At 30.1% G+C, this 21,104-nt stretch carries 23 protein-coding genes and 2 tRNA genes; 23 read left to right on the plus strand and 2 right to left on the minus strand.

What is annotated here, in order from left to right; all coding sequences use genetic code 4:
- Nucleotides 1-24 precede the first annotated feature (24 nt).
- Nucleotides 25-459, minus strand: coding sequence for a pantetheine-phosphate adenylyltransferase (gene coaD / locus SPM_RS04475; protein ID WP_237238014.1), 435 nt, complete (start codon nucleotides 457-459; stop codon nucleotides 25-27).
- Nucleotides 460-695: 236 nt separating this feature from the next.
- Between coaD and SPM_RS04480 the strand changes: the two genes are divergently transcribed.
- The 14 genes from SPM_RS04480 (at nucleotide 696) to SPM_RS04545 (ending at nucleotide 15,434) form a co-directional block, all read left to right on the plus strand.
- A complete protein-coding gene (locus tag SPM_RS04480; RefSeq protein WP_004028408.1) occupies nucleotides 696-2,363 on the plus strand; it encodes a ribonuclease J in 1,668 nt (555 codons plus the stop codon).
- A gap of 101 nt (nucleotides 2,364-2,464) precedes the next feature.
- Nucleotides 2,465-5,431, plus strand: a complete 2,967-nt coding sequence (locus SPM_RS04485; RefSeq protein WP_004028409.1) for a DNA translocase FtsK — start codon at nucleotides 2,465-2,467, stop codon at nucleotides 5,429-5,431.
- Between the two features lie 159 nt (nucleotides 5,432-5,590).
- Nucleotides 5,591-6,457, plus strand: a complete 867-nt coding sequence (locus SPM_RS04490) for an energy-coupling factor transporter ATPase (protein ID WP_004028410.1) — start codon at nucleotides 5,591-5,593, stop codon at nucleotides 6,455-6,457.
- Entirely contained in the window at nucleotides 6,445-7,362 is a 918-nt protein-coding gene (locus tag SPM_RS04495) for an energy-coupling factor transporter ATPase (protein WP_004028411.1), read from the plus strand. Before SPM_RS04490 ends, SPM_RS04495 begins: the two co-directional genes overlap by 13 nt.
- 5 nt (nucleotides 7,363-7,367) lie before the next feature.
- A complete protein-coding gene (locus SPM_RS04500) occupies nucleotides 7,368-8,339 on the plus strand; it encodes an energy-coupling factor transporter transmembrane component T family protein (protein ID WP_004028412.1) in 972 nt (323 codons plus the stop codon).
- Nucleotides 8,339-9,079 (plus strand): tRNA pseudouridine synthase A, encoded by a 741-nt coding sequence (locus SPM_RS04505; RefSeq protein WP_004028413.1) that lies wholly within the window; start codon nucleotides 8,339-8,341, stop codon nucleotides 9,077-9,079. Before SPM_RS04500 ends, SPM_RS04505 begins: the two co-directional genes overlap by 1 nt.
- A gap of 253 nt (nucleotides 9,080-9,332) precedes the next feature.
- On the plus strand, nucleotides 9,333-10,397 hold the full coding sequence (locus SPM_RS04510; RefSeq protein WP_004028414.1) for a hypothetical protein: 1,065 nt from the start codon (nucleotides 9,333-9,335) through the stop codon (nucleotides 10,395-10,397).
- A gap of 92 nt (nucleotides 10,398-10,489) precedes the next feature.
- A tRNA-Ile gene (locus tag SPM_RS04515) sits at nucleotides 10,490-10,566 on the plus strand.
- A gap of 18 nt (nucleotides 10,567-10,584) precedes the next feature.
- Nucleotides 10,585-10,660, plus strand: a tRNA-Ala gene (locus SPM_RS04520).
- Between the two features lie 182 nt (nucleotides 10,661-10,842).
- Nucleotides 10,843-11,772 carry a hypothetical protein gene (locus SPM_RS04525; RefSeq protein ID WP_004028415.1) on the plus strand — a complete coding sequence of 310 codons (930 nt, stop codon included), beginning with the start codon at nucleotides 10,843-10,845 and terminating at the stop codon, nucleotides 11,770-11,772.
- Nucleotides 11,773-11,855: 83 nt separating this feature from the next.
- Nucleotides 11,856-12,305: a 50S ribosomal protein L9 gene (gene rplI, locus SPM_RS04530; protein ID WP_004028416.1), complete on the plus strand. Its 450-nt coding sequence runs from the start codon at nucleotides 11,856-11,858 to the stop codon at nucleotides 12,303-12,305.
- 3 nt (nucleotides 12,306-12,308) lie between these two features.
- A complete protein-coding gene (gene dnaB, locus SPM_RS04535) occupies nucleotides 12,309-13,685 on the plus strand; it encodes a replicative DNA helicase (RefSeq protein ID WP_004028417.1) in 1,377 nt (458 codons plus the stop codon).
- Between the two features lie 55 nt (nucleotides 13,686-13,740).
- Nucleotides 13,741-14,964: a lipoprotein gene (locus SPM_RS04540; protein WP_004028418.1), complete on the plus strand. Its 1,224-nt coding sequence runs from the start codon at nucleotides 13,741-13,743 to the stop codon at nucleotides 14,962-14,964.
- Nucleotides 14,964-15,434 carry a 23S rRNA (pseudouridine(1915)-N(3))-methyltransferase RlmH gene (locus tag SPM_RS04545; RefSeq protein ID WP_004028419.1) on the plus strand — a complete coding sequence of 157 codons (471 nt, stop codon included), beginning with the start codon at nucleotides 14,964-14,966 and terminating at the stop codon, nucleotides 15,432-15,434. Before SPM_RS04540 ends, SPM_RS04545 begins: the two co-directional genes overlap by 1 nt.
- A 22-nt stretch (nucleotides 15,435-15,456) precedes the next feature.
- Here the strand turns inward: SPM_RS04545 and SPM_RS04550 are convergent, their stop codons facing one another.
- Nucleotides 15,457-15,951, minus strand: a complete 495-nt coding sequence (locus tag SPM_RS04550) for a hypothetical protein (protein ID WP_004028420.1) — start codon at nucleotides 15,949-15,951, stop codon at nucleotides 15,457-15,459.
- Between the two features lie 256 nt (nucleotides 15,952-16,207).
- On the opposite strand from SPM_RS04550, the gene rpsJ reads away from it, so the two are divergent.
- The 9 genes from rpsJ (at nucleotide 16,208) to rplP (ending at nucleotide 21,103) form a co-directional block, all read left to right on the plus strand.
- On the plus strand, nucleotides 16,208-16,516 hold the full coding sequence (gene rpsJ, locus SPM_RS04555) for a 30S ribosomal protein S10 (RefSeq protein ID WP_004028421.1): 309 nt from the start codon (nucleotides 16,208-16,210) through the stop codon (nucleotides 16,514-16,516).
- A gap of 64 nt (nucleotides 16,517-16,580) precedes the next feature.
- Nucleotides 16,581-17,357 (plus strand): 50S ribosomal protein L3, encoded by a 777-nt coding sequence (rplC, locus tag SPM_RS04560; RefSeq protein ID WP_004028422.1) that lies wholly within the window; start codon nucleotides 16,581-16,583, stop codon nucleotides 17,355-17,357.
- A gap of 22 nt (nucleotides 17,358-17,379) precedes the next feature.
- The gene (gene rplD, locus SPM_RS04565) at nucleotides 17,380-18,006 is read left to right on the plus strand and encodes a 50S ribosomal protein L4 (protein WP_004028423.1); all 627 of its coding nucleotides are present in this window, start codon (nucleotides 17,380-17,382) and stop codon (nucleotides 18,004-18,006) included.
- Entirely contained in the window at nucleotides 18,006-18,293 is a 288-nt protein-coding gene (gene rplW, locus SPM_RS04570; RefSeq protein ID WP_004028424.1) for a 50S ribosomal protein L23, read from the plus strand. The genes rplD and rplW overlap by 1 nt, the downstream gene beginning before the upstream one ends.
- A 55-nt stretch (nucleotides 18,294-18,348) precedes the next feature.
- The gene (gene rplB, locus SPM_RS04575) at nucleotides 18,349-19,185 is read left to right on the plus strand and encodes a 50S ribosomal protein L2 (protein WP_004028425.1); all 837 of its coding nucleotides are present in this window, start codon (nucleotides 18,349-18,351) and stop codon (nucleotides 19,183-19,185) included.
- An 83-nt stretch (nucleotides 19,186-19,268) separates the two neighbouring features.
- Nucleotides 19,269-19,544 carry a 30S ribosomal protein S19 gene (gene rpsS, locus SPM_RS04580; RefSeq protein WP_004028426.1) on the plus strand — a complete coding sequence of 92 codons (276 nt, stop codon included), beginning with the start codon at nucleotides 19,269-19,271 and terminating at the stop codon, nucleotides 19,542-19,544.
- Nucleotides 19,545-19,573: 29 nt separating this feature from the next.
- A complete protein-coding gene (rplV, locus tag SPM_RS04585; protein ID WP_004028427.1) occupies nucleotides 19,574-19,912 on the plus strand; it encodes a 50S ribosomal protein L22 in 339 nt (112 codons plus the stop codon).
- Between the two features lie 19 nt (nucleotides 19,913-19,931).
- A complete protein-coding gene (gene rpsC, locus SPM_RS04590) occupies nucleotides 19,932-20,690 on the plus strand; it encodes a 30S ribosomal protein S3 (protein ID WP_004028428.1) in 759 nt (252 codons plus the stop codon).
- On the plus strand, nucleotides 20,690-21,103 hold the full coding sequence (gene rplP, locus SPM_RS04595; RefSeq protein ID WP_004028429.1) for a 50S ribosomal protein L16: 414 nt from the start codon (nucleotides 20,690-20,692) through the stop codon (nucleotides 21,101-21,103). The genes rpsC and rplP overlap by 1 nt, the downstream gene beginning before the upstream one ends.
- Nucleotide 21,104 lies beyond the last annotated feature (1 nt).

The raw sequence follows: 21,104 nt of genomic DNA on the forward strand, positions 1-21,104 counted from the left end.
AAATATTGAAACTCAATATTTTTTTTATTTTTTTAATTGCTTAATTTGGTTTAAAAAAGTTGAAGAAATTTCATTCAAACCATAATCAGCAATAAAAAAAATTGTTTCAAGATCTTTATTTAATTGTTTATTAGCAAACGCTAATTCCATTTCATATTTTAAATCGTTATTATTTCGTAATCCTCGAATAATATATTTAGCACCTAATTGTCTAGCAAAATCGCTAGTTAACATTTGGTCATTAATGACAATTTCAACATTTAAATTAAGGTTTTGACAAGCTATGACAGCTTGTTTAGCACGAGTTTTAATATTTGTTTGGTTTGATTTTTCTAAATTATTAGTAATTACAACATATAATTTCGAAAATAAAGCACTTGCTTTTTTAATAATATTAAGATGACCGTCATGAATTGGGTCAAAACTACCAGGAAAAATTGCTTTCAAGATTATTTTCACATCCTTTTAAATATTATTATTTTAACTGAAAAAATGTGTTATGATAATAGTAATATGATATTTTTCCGATTATTTGGATATTTTTTTAATACTAATGTATAATAATTAAGATTACATTTATTTAGAGAGATTACATTTATATTATTAAGGGGAAAAATGTATAAATACATTTAAAAAATAAAATGTAAATAAGTATTAATTAATGAATAGAGAATAGAAAGTAGACGATTTTAATTATGGCAAAAATTAATTTTTTCGCTCTTGGTGGATTAGATGAGCGAGGTAAGAATTTATACTGTATCGAAGTAGAACAAGATATTTTTATTTTTGATGCAGGGACAAAAAATCCGGAGCGTGGAATTTTAGGAATTGATGTAGTAATTCCTAATTTTGATTATCTAAAGGAAAACCGTGCTCGCATTAAGGGTGTTTTTATTACAAAGCCTTCCGATGAATGTTCTGAAGCAATTACTTATATTTTAAAAGAATTAGCATTACCAGTTTATGGAAGTGATTTAACTTGTAATATTTTAAAATTTCATTTACAACGCTTTAAAGTTCGTGGTAAAGAAGAATGTTTTCATGTTATTAATGCAAAAGATATTCTTGATTTTGGTTTATGCAAGGTTGAAGTATTTTCAACAACAACAAATATGCCAAATAGTTATGGTTTTGCATTGCATACACCTGATGGCACAATTATTTATACTGGAGATTATATTTTTGATGCTAAAGCAGACCCTAATTTTGCAACAGATTTACAACATTTAAATCAAATTATTGCTAAAAATAAAGTACTATTATTTTTATCAGAAGCTTCATCAGCTTCACGTCGTGACTATACAGCACCAAACCATAAGATTAAAAATTATATTGAACGAGCTGTTAAAGAAACAGAAAGTCGGATTATTTTAGCTTGCTTTGATCAAGATTTACATAAAATTAGTGAGTTATTTGATTTAGTTCGGGAAAATAATATTTCAGTTGGAATTTATGGTCAAACTTTATTGGAGTCATTAAAAGTATTATCTGATAGTAAAAAACTAAATTTTAATGGAATTAATTTAAAAGGATTACAAGAAGCAGTTAAAGAAGAAAAATCATTAATTATTGTAACTGGTAGTGGAGAACGTTTATATAGTCGTTTAATTAAAATTGCTTCTGGTAATGATGATATTTTAGATATTAAAGAAAGCGATACAATTATTTTAGCAACACCGCCAAACCCAGGAAGTGAATTAAATCATGCCAATGTTTTAGATGAATTAGCGCGAACTGTGGCAAAAACAATTGCCTTATCAGATAAAAAAGTTTGAACAATGACAGCAAGTTATGAAGATGTTAAATTAATGAGTTCAATTATTAAACCAAAATACTTTGTGCCAGTGAAAGGATTATATAAAGATTTTGTGCAAGCGAGAATGGCAGCAATTGAAGCTGGAATTAATCCAGAACATATTTTTATTGTTGATAATGGAGAAGGGCTTGAGTTTATTGATGGTGAATATACGAAAAAAAGTAATAAGGTAAAAACCGCTGATTTATATGTTGATGGGATTGGTGTTGGTGACATTGGAGCAGTTGTTTTAAATGAAAGAAAACAATTGGCTACTGATGGCGTTGTTATTATTGGAGTTTCAATTGATAGTAAAACAAAAGAATTAGTTTCTTTAATTGATACGCAAATGCGCGGAGTAATTTACATTCAAGAAAATAATGACATTTTTCGTAAAATGCAAAAAGTTATTATTGAAATTATTGAGAAACATTATAAAAAAGCTGTTGTTGGTGAAATGTATGATGTTAATGAAGTAAAAAATGAAATTAGATCGACAATTAGTTCATTTGTTAAAGCAGAAACAGGAAAAACACCAATTATTTTAGCAATTGTGAATGAAATTTAATTTTATGATATATTTATAGTAGATAAATATTTGAAGCTTTTAAATGTATGGTCATATTTAAAGTAATTTCTAAATATTTAGAATTTTAGGAGGGCTGCACTATGGGAAAGGAATCTTATGATGATCAGAATGAGAAAACTGCAATCTTAAAAGTCGAAAAAAAACCGCGTCGTAATGATTCCATCGGGTGAGTAATTGGAGCATTATTAGTGACATTTTTTACTATTCTTGCAGTAGCACGAATTACTTTAATTGGGCAATTTATTGATGATGTTTTATTTACATTTGCGTTTGGTTGATTTAAGTATCTAATGTATTTTGTATGTTTAGTATTAGGACTTACAATTTTTATTGGGGTACGAATTCGATTAAAATCACGGGTAATTTGAATGATAGTAACCTTTATTATTTTGTCATGCTGATTGGTAAGCAGTATTTTATTAATTTATCAATATGCTAATGGTCAAATGGCATATTTTGATAAAACTGTTTTTTTAGATGTTGTTAAGAATTATTTGCAACGATGACAAGATGCATCGATTTTTAATCCTAATCACCCAGTGACATTTGTTAATTTTAATGGTGCTTGAATTACTTTATATGCTGGGGGTGGTATGATTGGAAATTTTCTAGCGGGGATTGCTAGTTATACTACCATTTTTGGTTCTTTAATTTTGTGTTTATCAGTTTTTTTATTATGAGGAAGTTGAGTAACGACAGGAACAGCAATTGGAATGTTTTTGCCAAAAAATGAACGTCAACAACAAGGAGTGCGTGTTTTGCGTTTATCAGCAAATCGCCGTCAAAAGCAAAATATTTACCAAAATTTTAATATTCCCGATGAGGAATTATTTTCTGCTCGTCAAGTTATGCATACCACAGAAGCATCAGATATTACAATTCAAATGCCATCATACACAGCTTTACATGACCAACATTTAATTGATGATTTAATTGCCGATGATTTTGTTGGCAAGAAAAAAATGAAACAAAATTATGTTCGTTTTGATAATCAAACTAGTTCCACCCCAGAATTACGAAAAGAACCTTTTAATGATTATCATTCAATGTCTTCGCAACCATCACATTCTTCATCACTACCACACCGTTCAAGAATGCAATTAACTCCTGACCAATATATTCAACCACGTAATCGTCGTAGTAATAGTACTCATCTTAATAAAAAACTTGATGATTTACCAGTTTATGGTTCTTCATATGGAAAAGATATTAATATTGATGTTGCACGAGATAAGTTGAATTCAGCAACCGATATTACACCTTTTGGTAAAATTAATCGAGGTGGTAATTCAACAACTTTAAAGCAAACATCATTTTATGATGAACAATTACCAACGGAAGAATTTAATCCAACTCCATCAGAGCAATTTGAAACAGTTGATATTAATGAAGGAATTTATCATCGACAAAGTAATCAAGAATATCATCATACATTAGAACCATACCAAGATGAGTATTATCCTAATTATGAGGCACCATTAATGGAACAACAACATTTTGACATGCCTTATCAACCACCACACCGTGTTGTGAAACCCAAGTCAATTGAAATTAATAAAAAATTTAGTCAAACTGTTTCACGTCGAAATACTTTTAATAATCCGCATTATAAATTACCAAATTTAGGTTTATTAAGTCCAAAGGAAGACAATCGTCGTAATAATGAACGAAATAAACTTGCTGCACAAAAGAAAGCAGTGAAAATTAATCAGGTTTTTCAACAATTTAATATTGCTGCTAGTGTGCAAGGGATTAATATTGGGCCAACTATTACAAAATTTGAGGTTCAAATGCAACCAGGAGTAAAAGTTAATAAAATTATGCATTTAGAAAATGATTTAAAATATGCTTTAGCTACCCAAAATGTTCGAATTGAAGCACCAATTCAAGGAAAGTCAGCAGTTGGGATTGAAATTGCTAATGAAATTAGTAATAAAGTAACATTACGTGAAATTATGGAGCGATTACCATTAGAAAAACAAGATCGTAAATTATTAGTTGGAATTGGTCGTAGTGTGAATGGGGAAATTATTTTTGTTGAATTAGATAAAATGCCACATTTATTAGTTGCTGGTTCAACGGGTAGTGGAAAATCTGTTTGTATTAATACCATTTTATCATCACTAATATTACGAACAAAACCATCGGAAGTTAAATTATTATTAATTGATCCAAAACAGGTTGAACTAGCTGTTTATAATAATTTGCCACATTTATTAGCCCCAGTTATTACAGACACTAAATTAGCAAATTCCGCCTTGAAAAAAATAATTGCTGAAATGGAACGTCGTTATAGTATATTATCAGAACGTGGAGTTCGTAATATTGAATCCTTTAATAAAAAAGTTACGCCAAAAGACCGTTTACCTTATGTTGTTGTTGTAATTGATGAGTTAGCTGATTTAATGATGACAGCTGGAAAAGATATTGAAGATTCAATTATGCGAATTACGCAATTAGCGCGTGCTGCTGGAATTCATATGGTGATTGCAACACAACGACCATCAACAGATGTTATTACTGGAGTAATTAAAACAAATATTCCATCACGAATTTCCTTTTCAGTTACCTCGGCAATTGATTCTCGAACAATTTTAGACCAAGGTGGTGCAGAAAAACTAATTGGTTATGGTGATATGTTATATGCACCAGCAGGACAAAATATTCCAACTCGTGCACAGGGAGCATTTATTTCCGATGATGAAATTCAACGATTAGTTGATTTTTGTCGTGCGCAACAAGAACCTGATTATGATGAAGAGTTTTTAAATATTGAAATAAATAGTGAAACAGGTGGTGGCAATGAAAATGATAATATTGATTCATTGTATCAAGAAGTTAAACGCTTTGTTATTTTAAATCAAAAAGCTTCAACATCTTTAATTCAACGAAAATTTTCAATTGGATATAATCGTGCTAGTCGCTTAATTGATGCTTTAGAAGAAAATGGCATTATTGGTCCTCAAAATGGTGCAAAACCACGAGATGTCTATGTTCAAAATATTGACTTAGATGATAATCCTTTTAATGATGGCGGTTATTGATAAAACACAAGTAATTTATAAAAAAGCAATGATTTATTGTGTATTTATAATTTTTATATATAATTAATGGTATAATTGGAAAGATAAAATTTCAATTAATATTTTTAAATATTAAGTATATAATTAAAATATTATGTAAAAAAACATTAAGGATGAGAAAAGATGGCAAAAAAAACAAAAAAAATAAATGCAAAGTTAAAGAAACTAAATGATATTTCATTAAAATTAACTGATGTTGAATTTCGCTATAGGGAAAATCATCCTAATGCTGTTGATGGAGTTAGTTTTGAAATTAACCATGGGGAATATGTTACAATCATTGGTCATAATGGTAGTGGAAAATCAACAATTAGTAAAATTATTATCGGTGTTTTACGTCCACAAAAAGGGAAAATTGAAGTTTTTGGTAATGAGGTTCATTCATCAACAATTACAGGAATTCGAAAATTTTTAGGGATTGTGTTTCAAAATCCAGATAATCAATTTATTGGATCAACAGTTCGTGATGATATCGCATTTGGCCTTGAAAATCGGCAAATTCCACAAAAAGAAATGCAAGCAATTATTGATAAAGCTGCTGCAAAAGTTGGCATGAATAATTTTCTTGACCATGAACCATTAATGCTATCAGGAGGACAAAAACAGCGAGTTGCAATTGCTTCAGCACTAGCATTATCACCAGATATTATTATTTTTGATGAAGCAACAAGTATGTTAGATCCAAAAGGGCGAAAAGAAATTAAACAAATTATGGTTGAATTGAAAGAATCACGTGAGAAAACAATTATTTCAATTACGCATGATATGGACGAAATCTTAAATGCTGATAAAGTGATTGTTATGAATAAAGGCCAAATGGTTAAATGTGGTAAACCACATGAAATTTTGTATGATGAAGAATTTTTAAAATCAATTCATTTAGATGTGCCTTTTGTTTCAAAAGTCGTTGATAGTTTACGCTTAAATGGTTTAGAAGTGAAAAATACACTAGATCTTAGAGAGTTGGTGGATGAGATATGTCAAAAGTAAAAAAACAACCTAAAATTGAAGCATTACAAAATGTTGATATTACATTTACAGATGTGTCTTATGTTTATGCTCCTAAAACGCCTTATGAATATACTTCATTGCAAGATATTAATGTTGTTATTAAACCTGGGAAAATTACTGCTATTATTGGGTCAACAGGAAGTGGAAAATCAACTTTAATTCAACATATCAATGGTTTATTAATTCCAACCACGGGAGTTGTTGATGCAAATGGCTTTATTATTAAAGCAAAACAAAAACGAATTAAAAATATTAAACAATTACGAAAATCAATTGGTTTAGTGTTTCAGTTTCCAGAATATCAATTGTTTGAAGAAACAATCGAAAAAGATATTATGTTTGGTCCAGTTCACTTAGGTGAAAGTAAAGAAGTTGCTCGAGAAAATGCCAAAAAATACTTAGAAATGGTTGGCTTACCATTAAACTATTTAGAACGTTCACCGTTTGATTTATCAGGAGGGCAAAAACGCCGGGTTGCCATTGCAGGGATTTTAGCAATGGAGGGTAATACTTTAATTTTAGATGAACCAACCGCTGGGTTAGATCCTGAGGGTGAAGAAGATTTTATTAAGTTATTTCAACGGATTAATAAAGAACAAAATAAACGGATTATTTTAGTAACTCATAATATGGATCATGTTTTAGAAATTGCTGATGAAGTTATTGCTTTAAAAGAAGGGCGAATTTTAAAAGTTGGAACACCATTTGAAATTTTTAAGGATAAAAATTTATTACAAGAATTGTTAATTGAACCACCAAAAATTTATCATTTAATTTATCAATTGCAAGAAAAAGGTCTTGACTTAACAAATGTTAATATTCGGAATATTAACCAATTAGCAAAAGAAATTATTCAGCATAAAGAACAAAAAAGAAAGGGATAAAAAAGATGCGCTTATCATTTGGACGTTATATTGCTTATAATTCCCCGATTCATCGAATGGATCCACGGGTAAAATTATTTATGTTGTTATCATTGATGATATCAATCTTTTTTTCAACTGGTTTTACCGGTTATGCTATTTTGGGAATGACAATTTTTAGTTTGTTCTTTTTAGCAAAATTACCACCAAGGTTATTACGAGCATTACTAAAACCAATTTTATTTATGTTTATTATTTTGTTGTTAATTAATTGTTTTTTAGTCACTGATGGTTATATTGGATGACATTGAGGTGGGAAAACAACAGCAACAGGCCCTGTTGCTGTGGGAGGAAAAAGTTGATTTGCTTTTTCCGAAAAAGCTATTTTTAATGCCCTTTACATGGCGTGCCGGATTTATTTAATGATTTTAATTACAACAATTTTAACGGCAACAACACAACCATTAGATTTAACCTTAGCGTTAGAAGATTTATTAAGTCCATTAAAACTAGTTCGTTTTCCAGTCCATATTTTATCAACAATTATTTCAATTGCCTTACGAATGATTCCAACTTTAATTGAAGAAGCAGGGCGGATTATGAAAGCGCAAGCCTCGCGTGGGGTTGATTTTAAGAATGGTCATTTTAAAGATAAAATTAAGTCGACAACAGCTTTAATTATCCCATTATTAGTATCAGCATTTCAAAAAGCTGAAGATTTAGCATATGCAATGGATGCCCGCGGTTATGACCCACATGCAAAACGAACACGTTATCGTCATTATCGGATTCATTTTCCTGATGTGTTATTATTTATTTTTGGGGTTGGGATTGCTAGCATTATTATTGCTCAATCAGTAACGATGGGGCAATATGAAACCTTTTATGAAGTTTGACATTGAGATAATGATTCCAATGGATGAATATTTGGTAAAATTAAAACAGGATTTTTACAAATTCGTATTCCACATATTGATGAATTTGTTTTAGGGTGATAATGTTATATTTATTATTAAGTATTGAATATGATGGTTATGATTATAGTGGCTGAGTTAAACAAAAAAATGCTCGAACAATTCAGGGTGAATTGGAGAAAGCATTTTTTGGCATTTGTCATCAAAAAATTTGAACTTTAGGTGCTAGTAAAACTGATGCTGGTGTACATGCTTCTGACCAAAAGGTATTAGTAAAACTACCATTTCAACCACAACATTTAGTTTTTTTTATTAAAACTGTTAGTAAAACTTTACCACCAAATATTAATATTAAAGGATATCAGCTTGTTTCAGAAAATTTTAGTGTTCGAACTGCAAAAGTAAAAGAATATGTTTATACAATTAATGATCAAGAGTATGATCTTTTTAATCATCGTTATGAACTTAAAGTTAATACACCATTAAATGTTAGAAAGTTACATCAAATTAGTCAAATTTTTGTTGGAACACATGATTTTGGATATTTTGCAGGGGTTAAACCAACCGAAAATATTGTAACACAACGAACAATTAATAAGATTTGAGTTAAACGAAACAAGGCAAAAAAAATTGAAATTCATTTTATGGGGAAAAGTTTTATTCGTTATCAAATTCGAATGTTAACACAAAATATTTTAGCTTGTTATGCTGGTAAAGTTAGTTTAAGTGAATTGCAAGCACAGTTAAAACATCCTCCTCAAGGAGCAACAACAAAGTATTGTGCAAAACCATATGGTTTATGTTTGAAAAAAATAAAATATTAAGATAGTTTCTTAATTTATTTGAAATAATCTAATTATATTATTTGTTAAGATAAAATTATTTTAGTTAATTTAAGGTTTAAGATTAAATTTAATTAAACAAAAAAATTTAACATTATTTAAAAAAATAAATATTAATTTTAATTAGTCTACTTTCCTTTAAAAAATAAATATGATATTATATATCATTTCACTTTTTATGGTATAATTTATAGTAACAAGTATGGGTAGAAAATACGGCAAATGAGGTGCAAAAATGAATAATGGTTTTTATATTTTACCAAATGAAGAAGGATATTTAGTAAAGTCACATGATACTAATAGTGAAATTGCATTATTTAGAAGTCGTCGTGATGCAGAAGTGTTTATTAGCACTTTAACATTATCACCAACACCTTCATTTTCAAATAATTATTCACCAGGAACTTCAATTCCTCACTATTCATCTCAACCTCAACAAATTATTACACCGTATCCAACTAATGGTGCTTCACCACAAGTTTTTTTTATTCAACAACCAGCTCCAGCACAACAAGTAACGCCATCACCATATCCATTTTATCCGATGATGCCACCAACGCCACCAATGGGAGGAATGTGCCATGGTATGTATCCGGGGATGTATCCAAATTATTATGGTCCACAAAATAATAATTATGGGTCAGGAGGCTGTACTTGTGGGCATAATAATTCAGATTATAATGAACATTTTGAAAAAAATTCTCCCAGTAAAAATAATGAAGATTTAAGACCAAATTGAAATAATGCCAGCAATGATTTAAACATAAAAAAAAATAATGAATTAGAAGATGATACAGTTTCTTGAACACAAGAAAATGATGAATATTCAAATAATGGATATGAAGAACAACTAGTTCAACCTCCGGTTGAAGAATATAATTCTGAGACAGTTACTAATTCAGAACCGATAGTAACCCCAAATTTTTATTCGGAAGAATTAGAACAACAAGCAAATCATTCTCAACCAACAAATAACCAACCATACTATGAACAAGCTTTTGTTTCTAATCCGGTTTTTCTTAATCAACAATCAGAGCAATCAGAGCAACCACAACAATCAGAGCAACCACAACAAGTGGCACGATCAATTAATGTAACTGATGATGATGAATTCTTTAAATATGCTAATGAACAAGAATTTAATCATAATTCCAAAATTTCAAAAAAGGAAACAAAACGCTTAATGAAAGAAGAATTAAAAGCAGCCAAAACACAAGCAAAATTAGAAAAACAGAATCGTAAAAAGGCAAAGCGTCAAGGAGCACTTGATATTGAGGAATTAGACCCAATTGTAGAATAAAAAGCAAATTAGTTTGCTTTTTATTTTTTTAAAATATTTTAAATTTATGGTTGTTTTTTGAATAAAATTAATGTTATAATGATTTAGGTTTTCGGGCTATAGCTCAGCTGGTTAGAGCGCACCCCTGATAAGGGTGAGGTCGATGGTTCAAGTCCATTTAGCCCGACCATTTTTTTATAAGAATTTTGGGCCCGTAGCTCAGCTGGGAGAGCACCTGCCTTGCACGCAGGGGGTCGACGGTTCGATCCCGTTCGGGTCCACCATTTCAAATAGATTTAAACAATTAATTAAAAAAGCATATTAAATTATTAATATGCTTTTTTAATTTGACTTAAAGGTAGTCTTTTCCTAATATCCTTAATTTTTGTGGGGGGAGGGTTTAATAAAATGGCTTTTTTTGGTATAATATATCTAATGCAAAACAAAATATAAACAGGGGTGAAGTATGTCAATTTTTGATAAAAATGAAAACGAAAGATATGCATATTTTTTAACGAATTTTAAAGAAATACTTGCAGATTGAGCAGTTATGATTAATGATCAGTTTATTAAGTCATCATTAGATAATTCATCAACTAAATTATTTGGAATGAATGTTGATAAAGCAATTTTATTTTTTGATATTAATTTAGATACAAATAGTGAATTACATGAATTAGGAATTATTAAAGAAAGTTATAGTATTGATTTAACAAATGATTTAGATTTAAATTTAGGGAAAAAAATAACTAAGAAAAACGAAGAAAAAAATTATGATTTAATTTATAATCAGATTGATAATTTTTTTATTGAAGATTCAGAATTATTAAAATTTTGTGAATATACATTAAATATTACTAATTTATCAATGGCGACAGATGGACCAACAATTAGTGCCTTAAATAATTACAAGTCAGTTGCTTTTAATAGTTATCCAACAAAAATTTATGAATTACTAGATTGATTTAACGTTGAAATTGTTGATGCAATTAATAATGGATTAAAAATAAAACGCTTTGGAGTTAAAGAAAATAGTCCTAGTAGTAATAACAAAATAAGAAGAAAACCAAGATTAATGTCAAACAAAACTTTAAAAAATATTGACAATGATGATGACAAAATTAATAAAGAAATAATTTTTACTGAGTATTTTGCAAATAATGGTAATATTAGTGCTAAATTAATTGCTTTAAATAAGTTGTTACCATTGTTAGAAGAAAAACGAGCTGAAATTAAAGAGTTTAATCCGAAGTTAGAATATGATATTTTTAGTTTTTTACAACATACAAAATATCGGAACTCTTTAACATATCAAGAAGATAGTGATGCTGAAAAACGTTTAGATAAGGTTTTTAAAAAAGCGGTGTTATCTTTATACTTATTAGATATTGATTAAAAAACGAAGAAAATAATTCGTTTTTTATTTATTAAAATTATTTTAAGAAGTTTTTCCGTTATAATTTGTAGTAGGTGATTATGATGAAAGTTATTTTAATTAAAGAAGTTAAAGGAAAAGGCAAAGTTAATGATGTAATTGAAGTTGCTGATGGATATGCAAAAAATTATTTAATTAAAGAAGGTTTCGCAATTCCAACAACTTCTGCTAATTTAGCTAAGTTAAATATTGTTTTATCACAACAAGCAGCACAAGAGGCAGCTACAAAAGCTTCTTTAGAAGAATTAAAAACAGCATTAGAACAATTAACATTGAATTTTAAACTAAAAGTTCATAATAATAAAACGTTTGGTTCTATTTCTTTAACACAAATTGAAGATCGATTAGCGAAAGAATTTAACTTAAAAATTGATAAAAAGAAATTTATTGATAATAATAATTTAACAAGTTTTGGATTACATTACTTAAAAATTAAATTAGCTCCAAATATAATTGCAACATTAAAAGTGATGGTAGAAAAAAAGGAGAGTTAATTAATGGAAAACATCAGTAAAACAGAATTAAATAAACTTAATGTTATTAATGATGCGGAAAAAAATGTTTTAGCAATAATTGCTCACTCTATTACTGCAGCGGAAGAAGTTTTTTCAATTTTGACAGAAGAAGATTTTACTGTAATGAATTACAAAGTGATTTTCAAAGCTTTACAAGAACAATTTTCAGCGAAGGTTGCAATTAATATTACAACATTAAGTAATTACATGTTAAAAAATAATATTTTAAATAAAATTGGTGGTATTGAATTTTTAACTGATTTATTTCAATCCTATACAACAGATGCTAATTTATCTGAATATTTAGATATTATTATTAAAAATACAACCTCACGCCGCTTGAAGGCTGTTGTTGATAGTATTAATCGTCAGATTGATGCTCATCAGCCAATTGATGAAGTTGTTAGTCATGCAGAAAAAGAAATCTTAGATGTTAAAAAGGAACGAAAAGGTAATTTATTTAAAACTTCATATGCTGAAGTTGATAAAGTCTTACAAAAAATTGAATTGTTAGAAAATTCTGGAGAAATGTTAACAGGAAGTCCAAGTGGTTTTCGTGATTTAGATCGTATGACATCAGGTTTTCAAAAAGGGGATTTTATTATTTTAGCGGCACGTCCTTCAATGGGAAAAACAGCATTGGCTTTAAATTTTGCTGTTAAATCAGCTGCGCAATCAAAAAAAGCAGTTGCTATTTTTTCCGTTGAAATGCCAGCAGAACAATTAATTCAAAGAATGCTAGGAAGTTATTCAACAGTCGATTCTGTTAAAGTTCGAACTGGTAAAGGGTTACAAGAACGCGATTGAGAAAATATTACTAAGGCGGCAGATTTTTTAAAACAAACAAAATTATTTATTGATGATACGCCAGGTTTGAAAGTCATTGAATTGCAATCAAAGTTAAGAAAATTATGTCGTGAAAACGAAGTTGGTTTAGTTGTTATTGATTATTTACAATTACTTAGCACTGGAACTCATTTTGGTGATTCACGTCAACAAGAAGTTTCAACAATTTCCCGTCAGCTTAAGGCATTAGCACGTGAATTAGAGGTTCCGATTATTTGTTTATCACAATTATCACGGTCGGTTGAAAAACGAGAAGACAAAAGACCAATTATGTCTGATTTACGTGATTCAGGAGCAATTGAACAAGATGCTGATATTATTATGTTTTTATTTCGAGAAGAATATTATACTGCCCACGATTCAACCAATTTGGGGGCACCAATGTTAGAAACAGAAAAGGCACAATTAATTTTATCAAAGCATCGAAATGGTCCAACTGGGAGTGTTGAATTATTATTTGTAAAAAAACATGGTTCATTTGCTGATTATGGTTTGCAAAATACAAAAATTTAGGATACCATATTAAGTAGTGAAAAAATAAATTAGTGTTTAAGAAACGAGGTCTACAATGCGTAAGTTATTATCAATTTTTGCAGCAACAACTTTAGTTACAACATCAGCAGCATCAGCTGTCGCTTGTAGTGGCGCGCCACAAGGAAATCTTATTCCTATTTTTATGTATAATGGAAATCAAAAATTTAGTCATGCGCCAACAGTAACTCGTAAATCAATAAATGGAATTGATGATGTAACACAATCAGGAAAAGATGAAAATGGTGCTCCTTTTGAATACAGTTTACAGGGAGGACGAATGGGTTTAATTAATAATGCAATTAACCCTATTTTAAATGGGATAAATTTAACAAAAGATAATAGTGCAACAACTGGTAAGGGAGCAAAGTGAACTGATGAGCAAATTGCAGCTGGGTTAGAAGGACAAAAAGAGCAACTAATTCAAACTGCAAAAACTGATGCGCAAGACCCTTTTGATAGTAGTAAAAAAATTAATCAAAAAGCAATATGAAAAGATTTGTTCAACAATTATTCGACTAGTTTTGACTCATCCTATAGTCAAGTTGCTTTCCTTGCAAATGAAAATAAAGCAATTTTAAATAAAACAAATGATAATTTGGTTACAATGACTGGAAATGCAGAAAAAACAAACAATAAAGATTGAGTTAAAGAACATACTTGACCAGATGGCAAAAAAAGTCCTTATACACCTTCATCATTAAAAGTATTATCACCTATAGCATCAATTCTTGAATGATTCAATGATCCAAAAAATGGTTATAGTCAAGGTTATGATCAAATTGACCAAAATCGAGGATATCAATCAGCACGTTATCTTGCAATTGCTATTCCTAATGTTACAATTCGCTTTGAGTTTCAAGGAGAACATAATCGTTTTACCTTTACAGTAACAATTGATAAATTAGTAGCATATGCAAATTACCTTGTTTACGAAAATCCAAATAGTACAAAAGATAATCCAAGTTACGGTCACCAATGATTTTTCTTAAGTTATGGTTTTTATGACTTTGAGAGTTTAAAAGATGATGAGTATCATCACTATAATTTTAATGCGCTTCCAGATGATGTTAAGATTGATAAAAATATTAAAGTTGCATTAGGATTTGTCAAAAAAAATGATGACAAAGGAATCTTGACAGCGGATGAAGATAAGGAAGTTGGTAAACGTGGTCAATTCCCGACGCCAGAAACAGATTATACTTTCCCAGCTCTAAAATGAAAAATTAATGTTGATTCGATTACTGACCAATATAAATAATGGATATTAAAATTCTGGCAATTGGTTCATTAGATAAAAAGTATTTGGTAATAGGTTGTGAAACTTTTCTTGAACGAATTAAGCATTATGCAAAATTAGAAATTATTGAATTAAAAGAAGTTAACAATAAAACTGAACAAGTAACAATTAATGAACAAACGGCATTAGTAATAAAAAAACTATTAGATTATCCGGAATATTATAAAATATTATTAGCCTCACAAGGACAAATATTAACAAGTGAACAAATTGCTGCATACATTACGGAAGTTAAAGATTTTAAAAAAGCAAAGTTATTATTTATTATTGGGGGTAGTCATGGTTTTAATAATAATGAACTATTACCAAAAGTTAATTTTCACCTGAGTTTTGGAGCAATAACTTTACCGCATCAATTATGTCGATTAGTATTATTAGAACAAATATATCGTAGTTTTAAGATAATTAATAATGAAATTTATCATAAGTAATTTTAAAAAAAGAACAATCAGATTATATTTTTTTGGTTTTAGTTCTTTTTTTATTTTGGAGAGCTTGTTCCATCATTGCAATTTTTCGTTTTCGCGCTAATTCTGATAAAGCATTTGTATTTTTTTCTAATAATAATTGGCGATAATAAGGACTATTTTTTTTAGCTAATTTGATAACTTTAATTCGATCAGCAACAGTCATATTATTAACATCAATATAATTAGGATCATTTGCTTTAAAAGCTTGTTTTTTTAATTGATTATTCTTTTTTTCCACATTTAATAAAATTTTATACATTGGATTATTTTTGTCAATAATTTTCTTTTTATCTAATTGTGGTTTTTTCTTTGTTTTACGGTAAATTTCATGACTTCGTGATGTTTTGCGTGCTAAACTTTCAAGTTGGAGTTTAACCACTTGTGCTTTATGTTCTTGAATTTTTTGATAACGCAAATCATGCTCATTATCTTTTGTTTTTTTTCATATAATAGTTTTATTTTCTATCTGTTTTGCCATTTTTCTCCTTACTTTTTAATATGTAGTTATTCTAGTTCTATTATAATATTAATTATAATGAGATGAAACAAAGAAGTAAAAAAGATAAAATATTTCATTTTTTTTCTTAAAAAAGACTTGCATTATTGATTATTATCCAATAAAATAAATAAGCATGTATATTTTGTGGGAACATCTTTTGTGGTCTATCACTGATACACTGATAGGCGTTGTCAATGTTTACACAAAAAATATGAATAAATTAGGAGGAAAAGTAATGGCTCAAACTAAAATGAGAATTAAATTAAAAGGTTTTGATCACCGTGTGGTTGATCAATCAATTAAAAAAATCATTGAAGCAGCTCAAGCCGCAGGAGTACAGGTAAAAGGGCCAATCCCTTTACCAACTGATCGTAATATCATTACTATTTTAAGAGCAACTCATAAATATAAAGATTCAAGAGAACAATTTGAAATGAGAACACATAAAAGAATTATTGATATTATTAATCCTGATGGTCCAAAGGTAATTGACACTTTAAAAAGAGTGCAACTACCAAGTGGTGTGGAAATTGAAATGAAATAAATAACCATTCTTAAGTTTAATTTATAGACAAGATATACATGACGTATTTTCAAGGAGGAAAGAAATGAAAGGAATCTTAGGACGCAAAATTGGTATGACACAAATTTTTGCTACCGATGGTAGATTAATACCAGTTACAGTAGTTGAAGTAGAACCAAATGTTGTTTTACGAGTGTTAACAAAAGAACAAAATGGTTATCAAGCGCTTCAATTAGCTGTTGAAGATAAAAGAATTAGCTTGGTTTCAAAACCAGACCAAGGACAATTCAAAAAAGCGAATACAACACCTAAGCGCTTCGTTAAAGAAATCAGAAATATGGATGGTTATAATCCTGGTGATATTATTAAAGCTGATATCTTTACTGCTGGGGAATTCGTTGATGTTACAGGAACTTCAAAAGGGAAAGGATTTACAGGTTCAATTAAAAGACACAACTATTCACGGGGACCAATGGGACATGGTTCAGGTTATCACCGTGGCGTTGGGTCAATGGGAGCTATTGCCCCAAATCGAATTTTAAAATCTAAAAAAATGCCTGGACATATGGGAACCGAAAAAGTAACAATTCAAAATTTAGAAGTTATTGCAATTGATACTGAAAAAAATGCTTTATTAGTAAAAGGTTCAATTCCAGGTCCCAAAAAACAATTTGTAGTTATTAAAGAAGCAATTAAAGGTTTAGAACCAAATACACCAACAGCACTAGTTAAAATAACTGTTGAAACAAAAACACCAGAACCCACAATAAAAGAAGAAAAACCAGTTGAAGGAGTTGTTGATGCAACAGTTGATACAACACCAACAGCAGTCACTGATGCACCAGCATCAAAGACAGAATAGTTTTGTAGAAAGGGATTTTAAAATGAAATTACAAGTACTTGATGCGAAGGGAACGAGCGTTAAAGAAATTAGTGTAAATGATGCCATTTGAGGAATTGAGCCACATCAGCAAGCAATGTTTGATGCTGTTATTGCGCAACAAGCCGCAATGCGTCAAGGCACACACAAAACTAAGACAAGAACTGAAGTATCTGGTGGGGGAAGAAAACCTTGAAGACAAAAAGGAACTGGTCGTGCTCGCCAAGGTTCAATTAGAGCACCACAATGAAAAGGAGGAGGGATTGTTTTTGGTCCAACTCCGGAGAAAAATTATTTAAAACATGTCAATAAGAAAGTTAGAAAATTAGCAATTAAATCTGCATTATCATTAAAAGTTCAAGATAAAAACATTATGATAATTGATCAATTTGGAATTGACAAACCTTCAACAAAAGCAATGGTTGAAGTCTTAAATAATTTAAAAGTTAATGGTGAAAAACTATTAATTATTACCACAGAAGGTGATGAAGTTAATTTTAAATCATCACGTAATATTGAAAAAGTAAATATAATTACATCAACTGGTATTAATATTTATGATTTATTAAATGCAAACAAATTATTAGTAACAGAACAAGCATTAAAAGCAATTGAGGAGGTGTACGCATAATGCATATTACAAATGTCATTAAAAAACCAATTTTATCAGAAAAAACATATCGTAATATGGCGAATGGGGTTTATACTTTTGAAGTTGCGCGTACTGCAAACAAAGTTCAAATTAAAAAAGCTTTTGAAAAAATCTTTGAAGTAAAGGTTGAAAAAGTTAATGTTATTAATTATGACCCAAAAGAAAAGAAAATGGGAAAATTTGTTGGAGAGACAACATACACAAAACGTGCAGTTATTAAATTAAAACCAGGTGAGAAATTAGATTTATTAGGAGAAGATAAATAATTCCAGGATACACTATCTGGGACTGTTTATTGGCGAAATAGGAGGATAAATAACAATGCCAATTAAGAGTTTTAAACCAGTCACACCGAGTCGTCGTAATATGACGTCATTAGATTATTCCGTGCTGACAACTGACCGCCCGGAAAAATCATTAGTTGAAACTCGGAAAAAACATGCTGGTCGTAATAACCAAGGAGTTATTACAACAAGACATAAAGGTGGCGGCCACAAAGTTAAATATCGTATTATTGACTTTAAACGTAATAAGGATAATATTGTTGGAAAAATTGCAACAATTGAATATGATCCAAATCGTAATGCCTTTATTTGTTTAGTTAATTATGTTGATGGTGAAAAAAGATATATTTTGGCACCAAAAACCATTAAAATTGGAATGCAAATTGTTAGTGGTGAGAAGACGGATATTAAAGTTGGAAACTGCATGAAATTAAAAAACATTCCAGAAGGGACTGTTCTACATAATTTAGAATTACGTCCAGGCAAAGGTGGACAATTAGCTCGTTCAGCAGGTTCATCAGTGCAATTATTAGGGAAAGATGAAGATGGCAAATATGTCACAATTCGGTTAACATCAGGTGAAGTTCGTAAGGTTTTAGGAGAATGTCGAGCAACAGTTGGTGAAGTTGGAAACGAAGATTATGCCCTAGTAAATTGAGGAAAAGCGGGACGAAACCGTTGACGTGGAATTCGTCCAACTGTTCGTGGGTCAGTTATGAACCCAAATGACCACCCGCATGGTGGGGGAGAAGGTAAAGCTCCAGTTGGGCGAAAAGCACCAATGACACCATGAGGTAAAAAAGCATTAGGGGTCAAAACTCGTAACAAGAAAAAAGCTTCAACTAAATTAATCGTTAGAAGACGTACTAAATAATCTTGCTAATTAGGGTCAATCCGACAAATAATAGTTGAAAGTAAAAATCAAAATTAGAGAGATTATATATAGGAGGTAAAACAATGTCACGAAGTCTGAAAAAAGGGCCATTTGTTGATAAACATTTACAAAAAAAAGTTGAAGCGTTGAATGCTGCGAATAAAAAAGAAGTTGTTAAAACTTGATCAAGAAGAAGCGTTATATTCCCAGAGTTTATTGGTCATACTTTTGCTGTCCACAATGGAAAAGAACATATTCCAGTTTATGTTACCGAAGATATGGTTGGTCATAAATTGGGAGAATTCTCACCAACGAGAAAATTTGGTGGACATGGCGACGATAAGAAGAAGAAAAAATAATTAAATTCAGAAAGTGAGTATTTATATAAATGGATGTAAGAGCAAACTTAAGAAGTATTAGAATATCGCCGCGAAAAGTAAGACTAGTTACCGATTTAATTCGGAATAAAAAAGTGGGAGACGCAATAGTTATTCTTAACAACACAAACAAAAAATCATCAGTTCCAGTTCAAAAATTAGTTAAATCAGCGGTAGCAAATGCCGTTAATAATAATGGATTGGATGCTGATCGCTTATTTATTAAAGAAATCTTCGTTAACGAAGGACCAACATTAAAACGTTTCCGTCCGCGTGCACATGGACGAGCATATGAAATATTGAAGAGAACAAGTCATATCACAGTTACTGTTAGTGATGGGCAACAATAAGAAAGGAAGATAACAAGAGATGGGTCAAAAAGTTAGTCCAACAGGATTACGAGTTGGAGTTATTAAAACGTGAGATTCAAGATGATACGCTGAAAAGCAAGAATATGTCAAATGATTGCATCAAGATATCAAGATTAGAAAAGCTCTAATGAAAGAATTAAAAGGAGCAAGTGTTTCTAAAATTGAAATTGAACGAACAAAAAAAGAAATTGTTATCTTTATTAGAACTGCTCGTGTTGGTGTTGTCTTAGGACAAGAAGGAAAAAACATCGCAAAATTAGTAAAATTAGTACATATTACAATTGGCGATCGTAAAATGGAAGTAAAAATTAATGTTGTTGAAATTAAAAACCCGGACACTGATGCACAATTAGTGGCAAATACCATTGCTGAACAGATTGTTAATCGTGCATCATTTAGAAGTGTACAAAAATTGGCAATTAAAAAAGCAATGAAAGCTGGAGCACAAGGAATTAAAACTTCCGTTTCAGGACGTTTAGGAGGCGTAGATATGGCGCGAACAGAAGGATATACCGAAGGAACCGTCCCATTAGCAACTTTACGTAGTGATATTGATTATGCTTTAGCAGAAGCTTTAACAACCTATGGCCAAATTGGAGTTAAAGTTTGAATTTGTAAGGGAGAAATCTTAAGCAAAGAATTAGTTTCCACAAGTGATGAAAAACCAAAGTTTGAAAAACGCGATTTTAATCGTTCAAACAATAATCGTCGTGATCAAGCACCAAAATCACATCCTGTTGCTAAGGAGGCAAAATAATGTTATTACCAAAAAGAACAAAATATCGTCGTCCGCATCGTATTAAATATGAAGGAAAAGCAAAAGGAAATACGAAAGTAGATTTTGGAGAATTTGGATTAAAATCACTAGATGGAGCGTGAATTACAAACCGCCAAATTGAAGCAGCGCGGATTGCGATGACACGTTATATGAAACGTTGAGGAAAGGTTTGAATTAGAATTTTTCCTCATATGGCAAAAACAAAAAAACCATTAGAAGTTCGAATGGGTTCAGGAAAAGGTTCACCTGAAGAATGAGTAGCAGTTGTTAAAACAGGAACTGTTATGTTTGAAGTAGCAGGGGTTTCCGAAGAAACTGCCCGTGAAGCATTACGATTAGCAATGCATAAATTACCAGTAAGATGTAAGATTGTTAAAAAAGGAGAAGAGTAAG

It is taken from the genome of Spiroplasma melliferum KC3 (assembly GCF_000236085.2).
GTDB classification, from domain to species: domain Bacteria; phylum Bacillota_I; class Bacilli_A; order Mycoplasmatales; family Mycoplasmataceae; genus Spiroplasma; species Spiroplasma melliferum.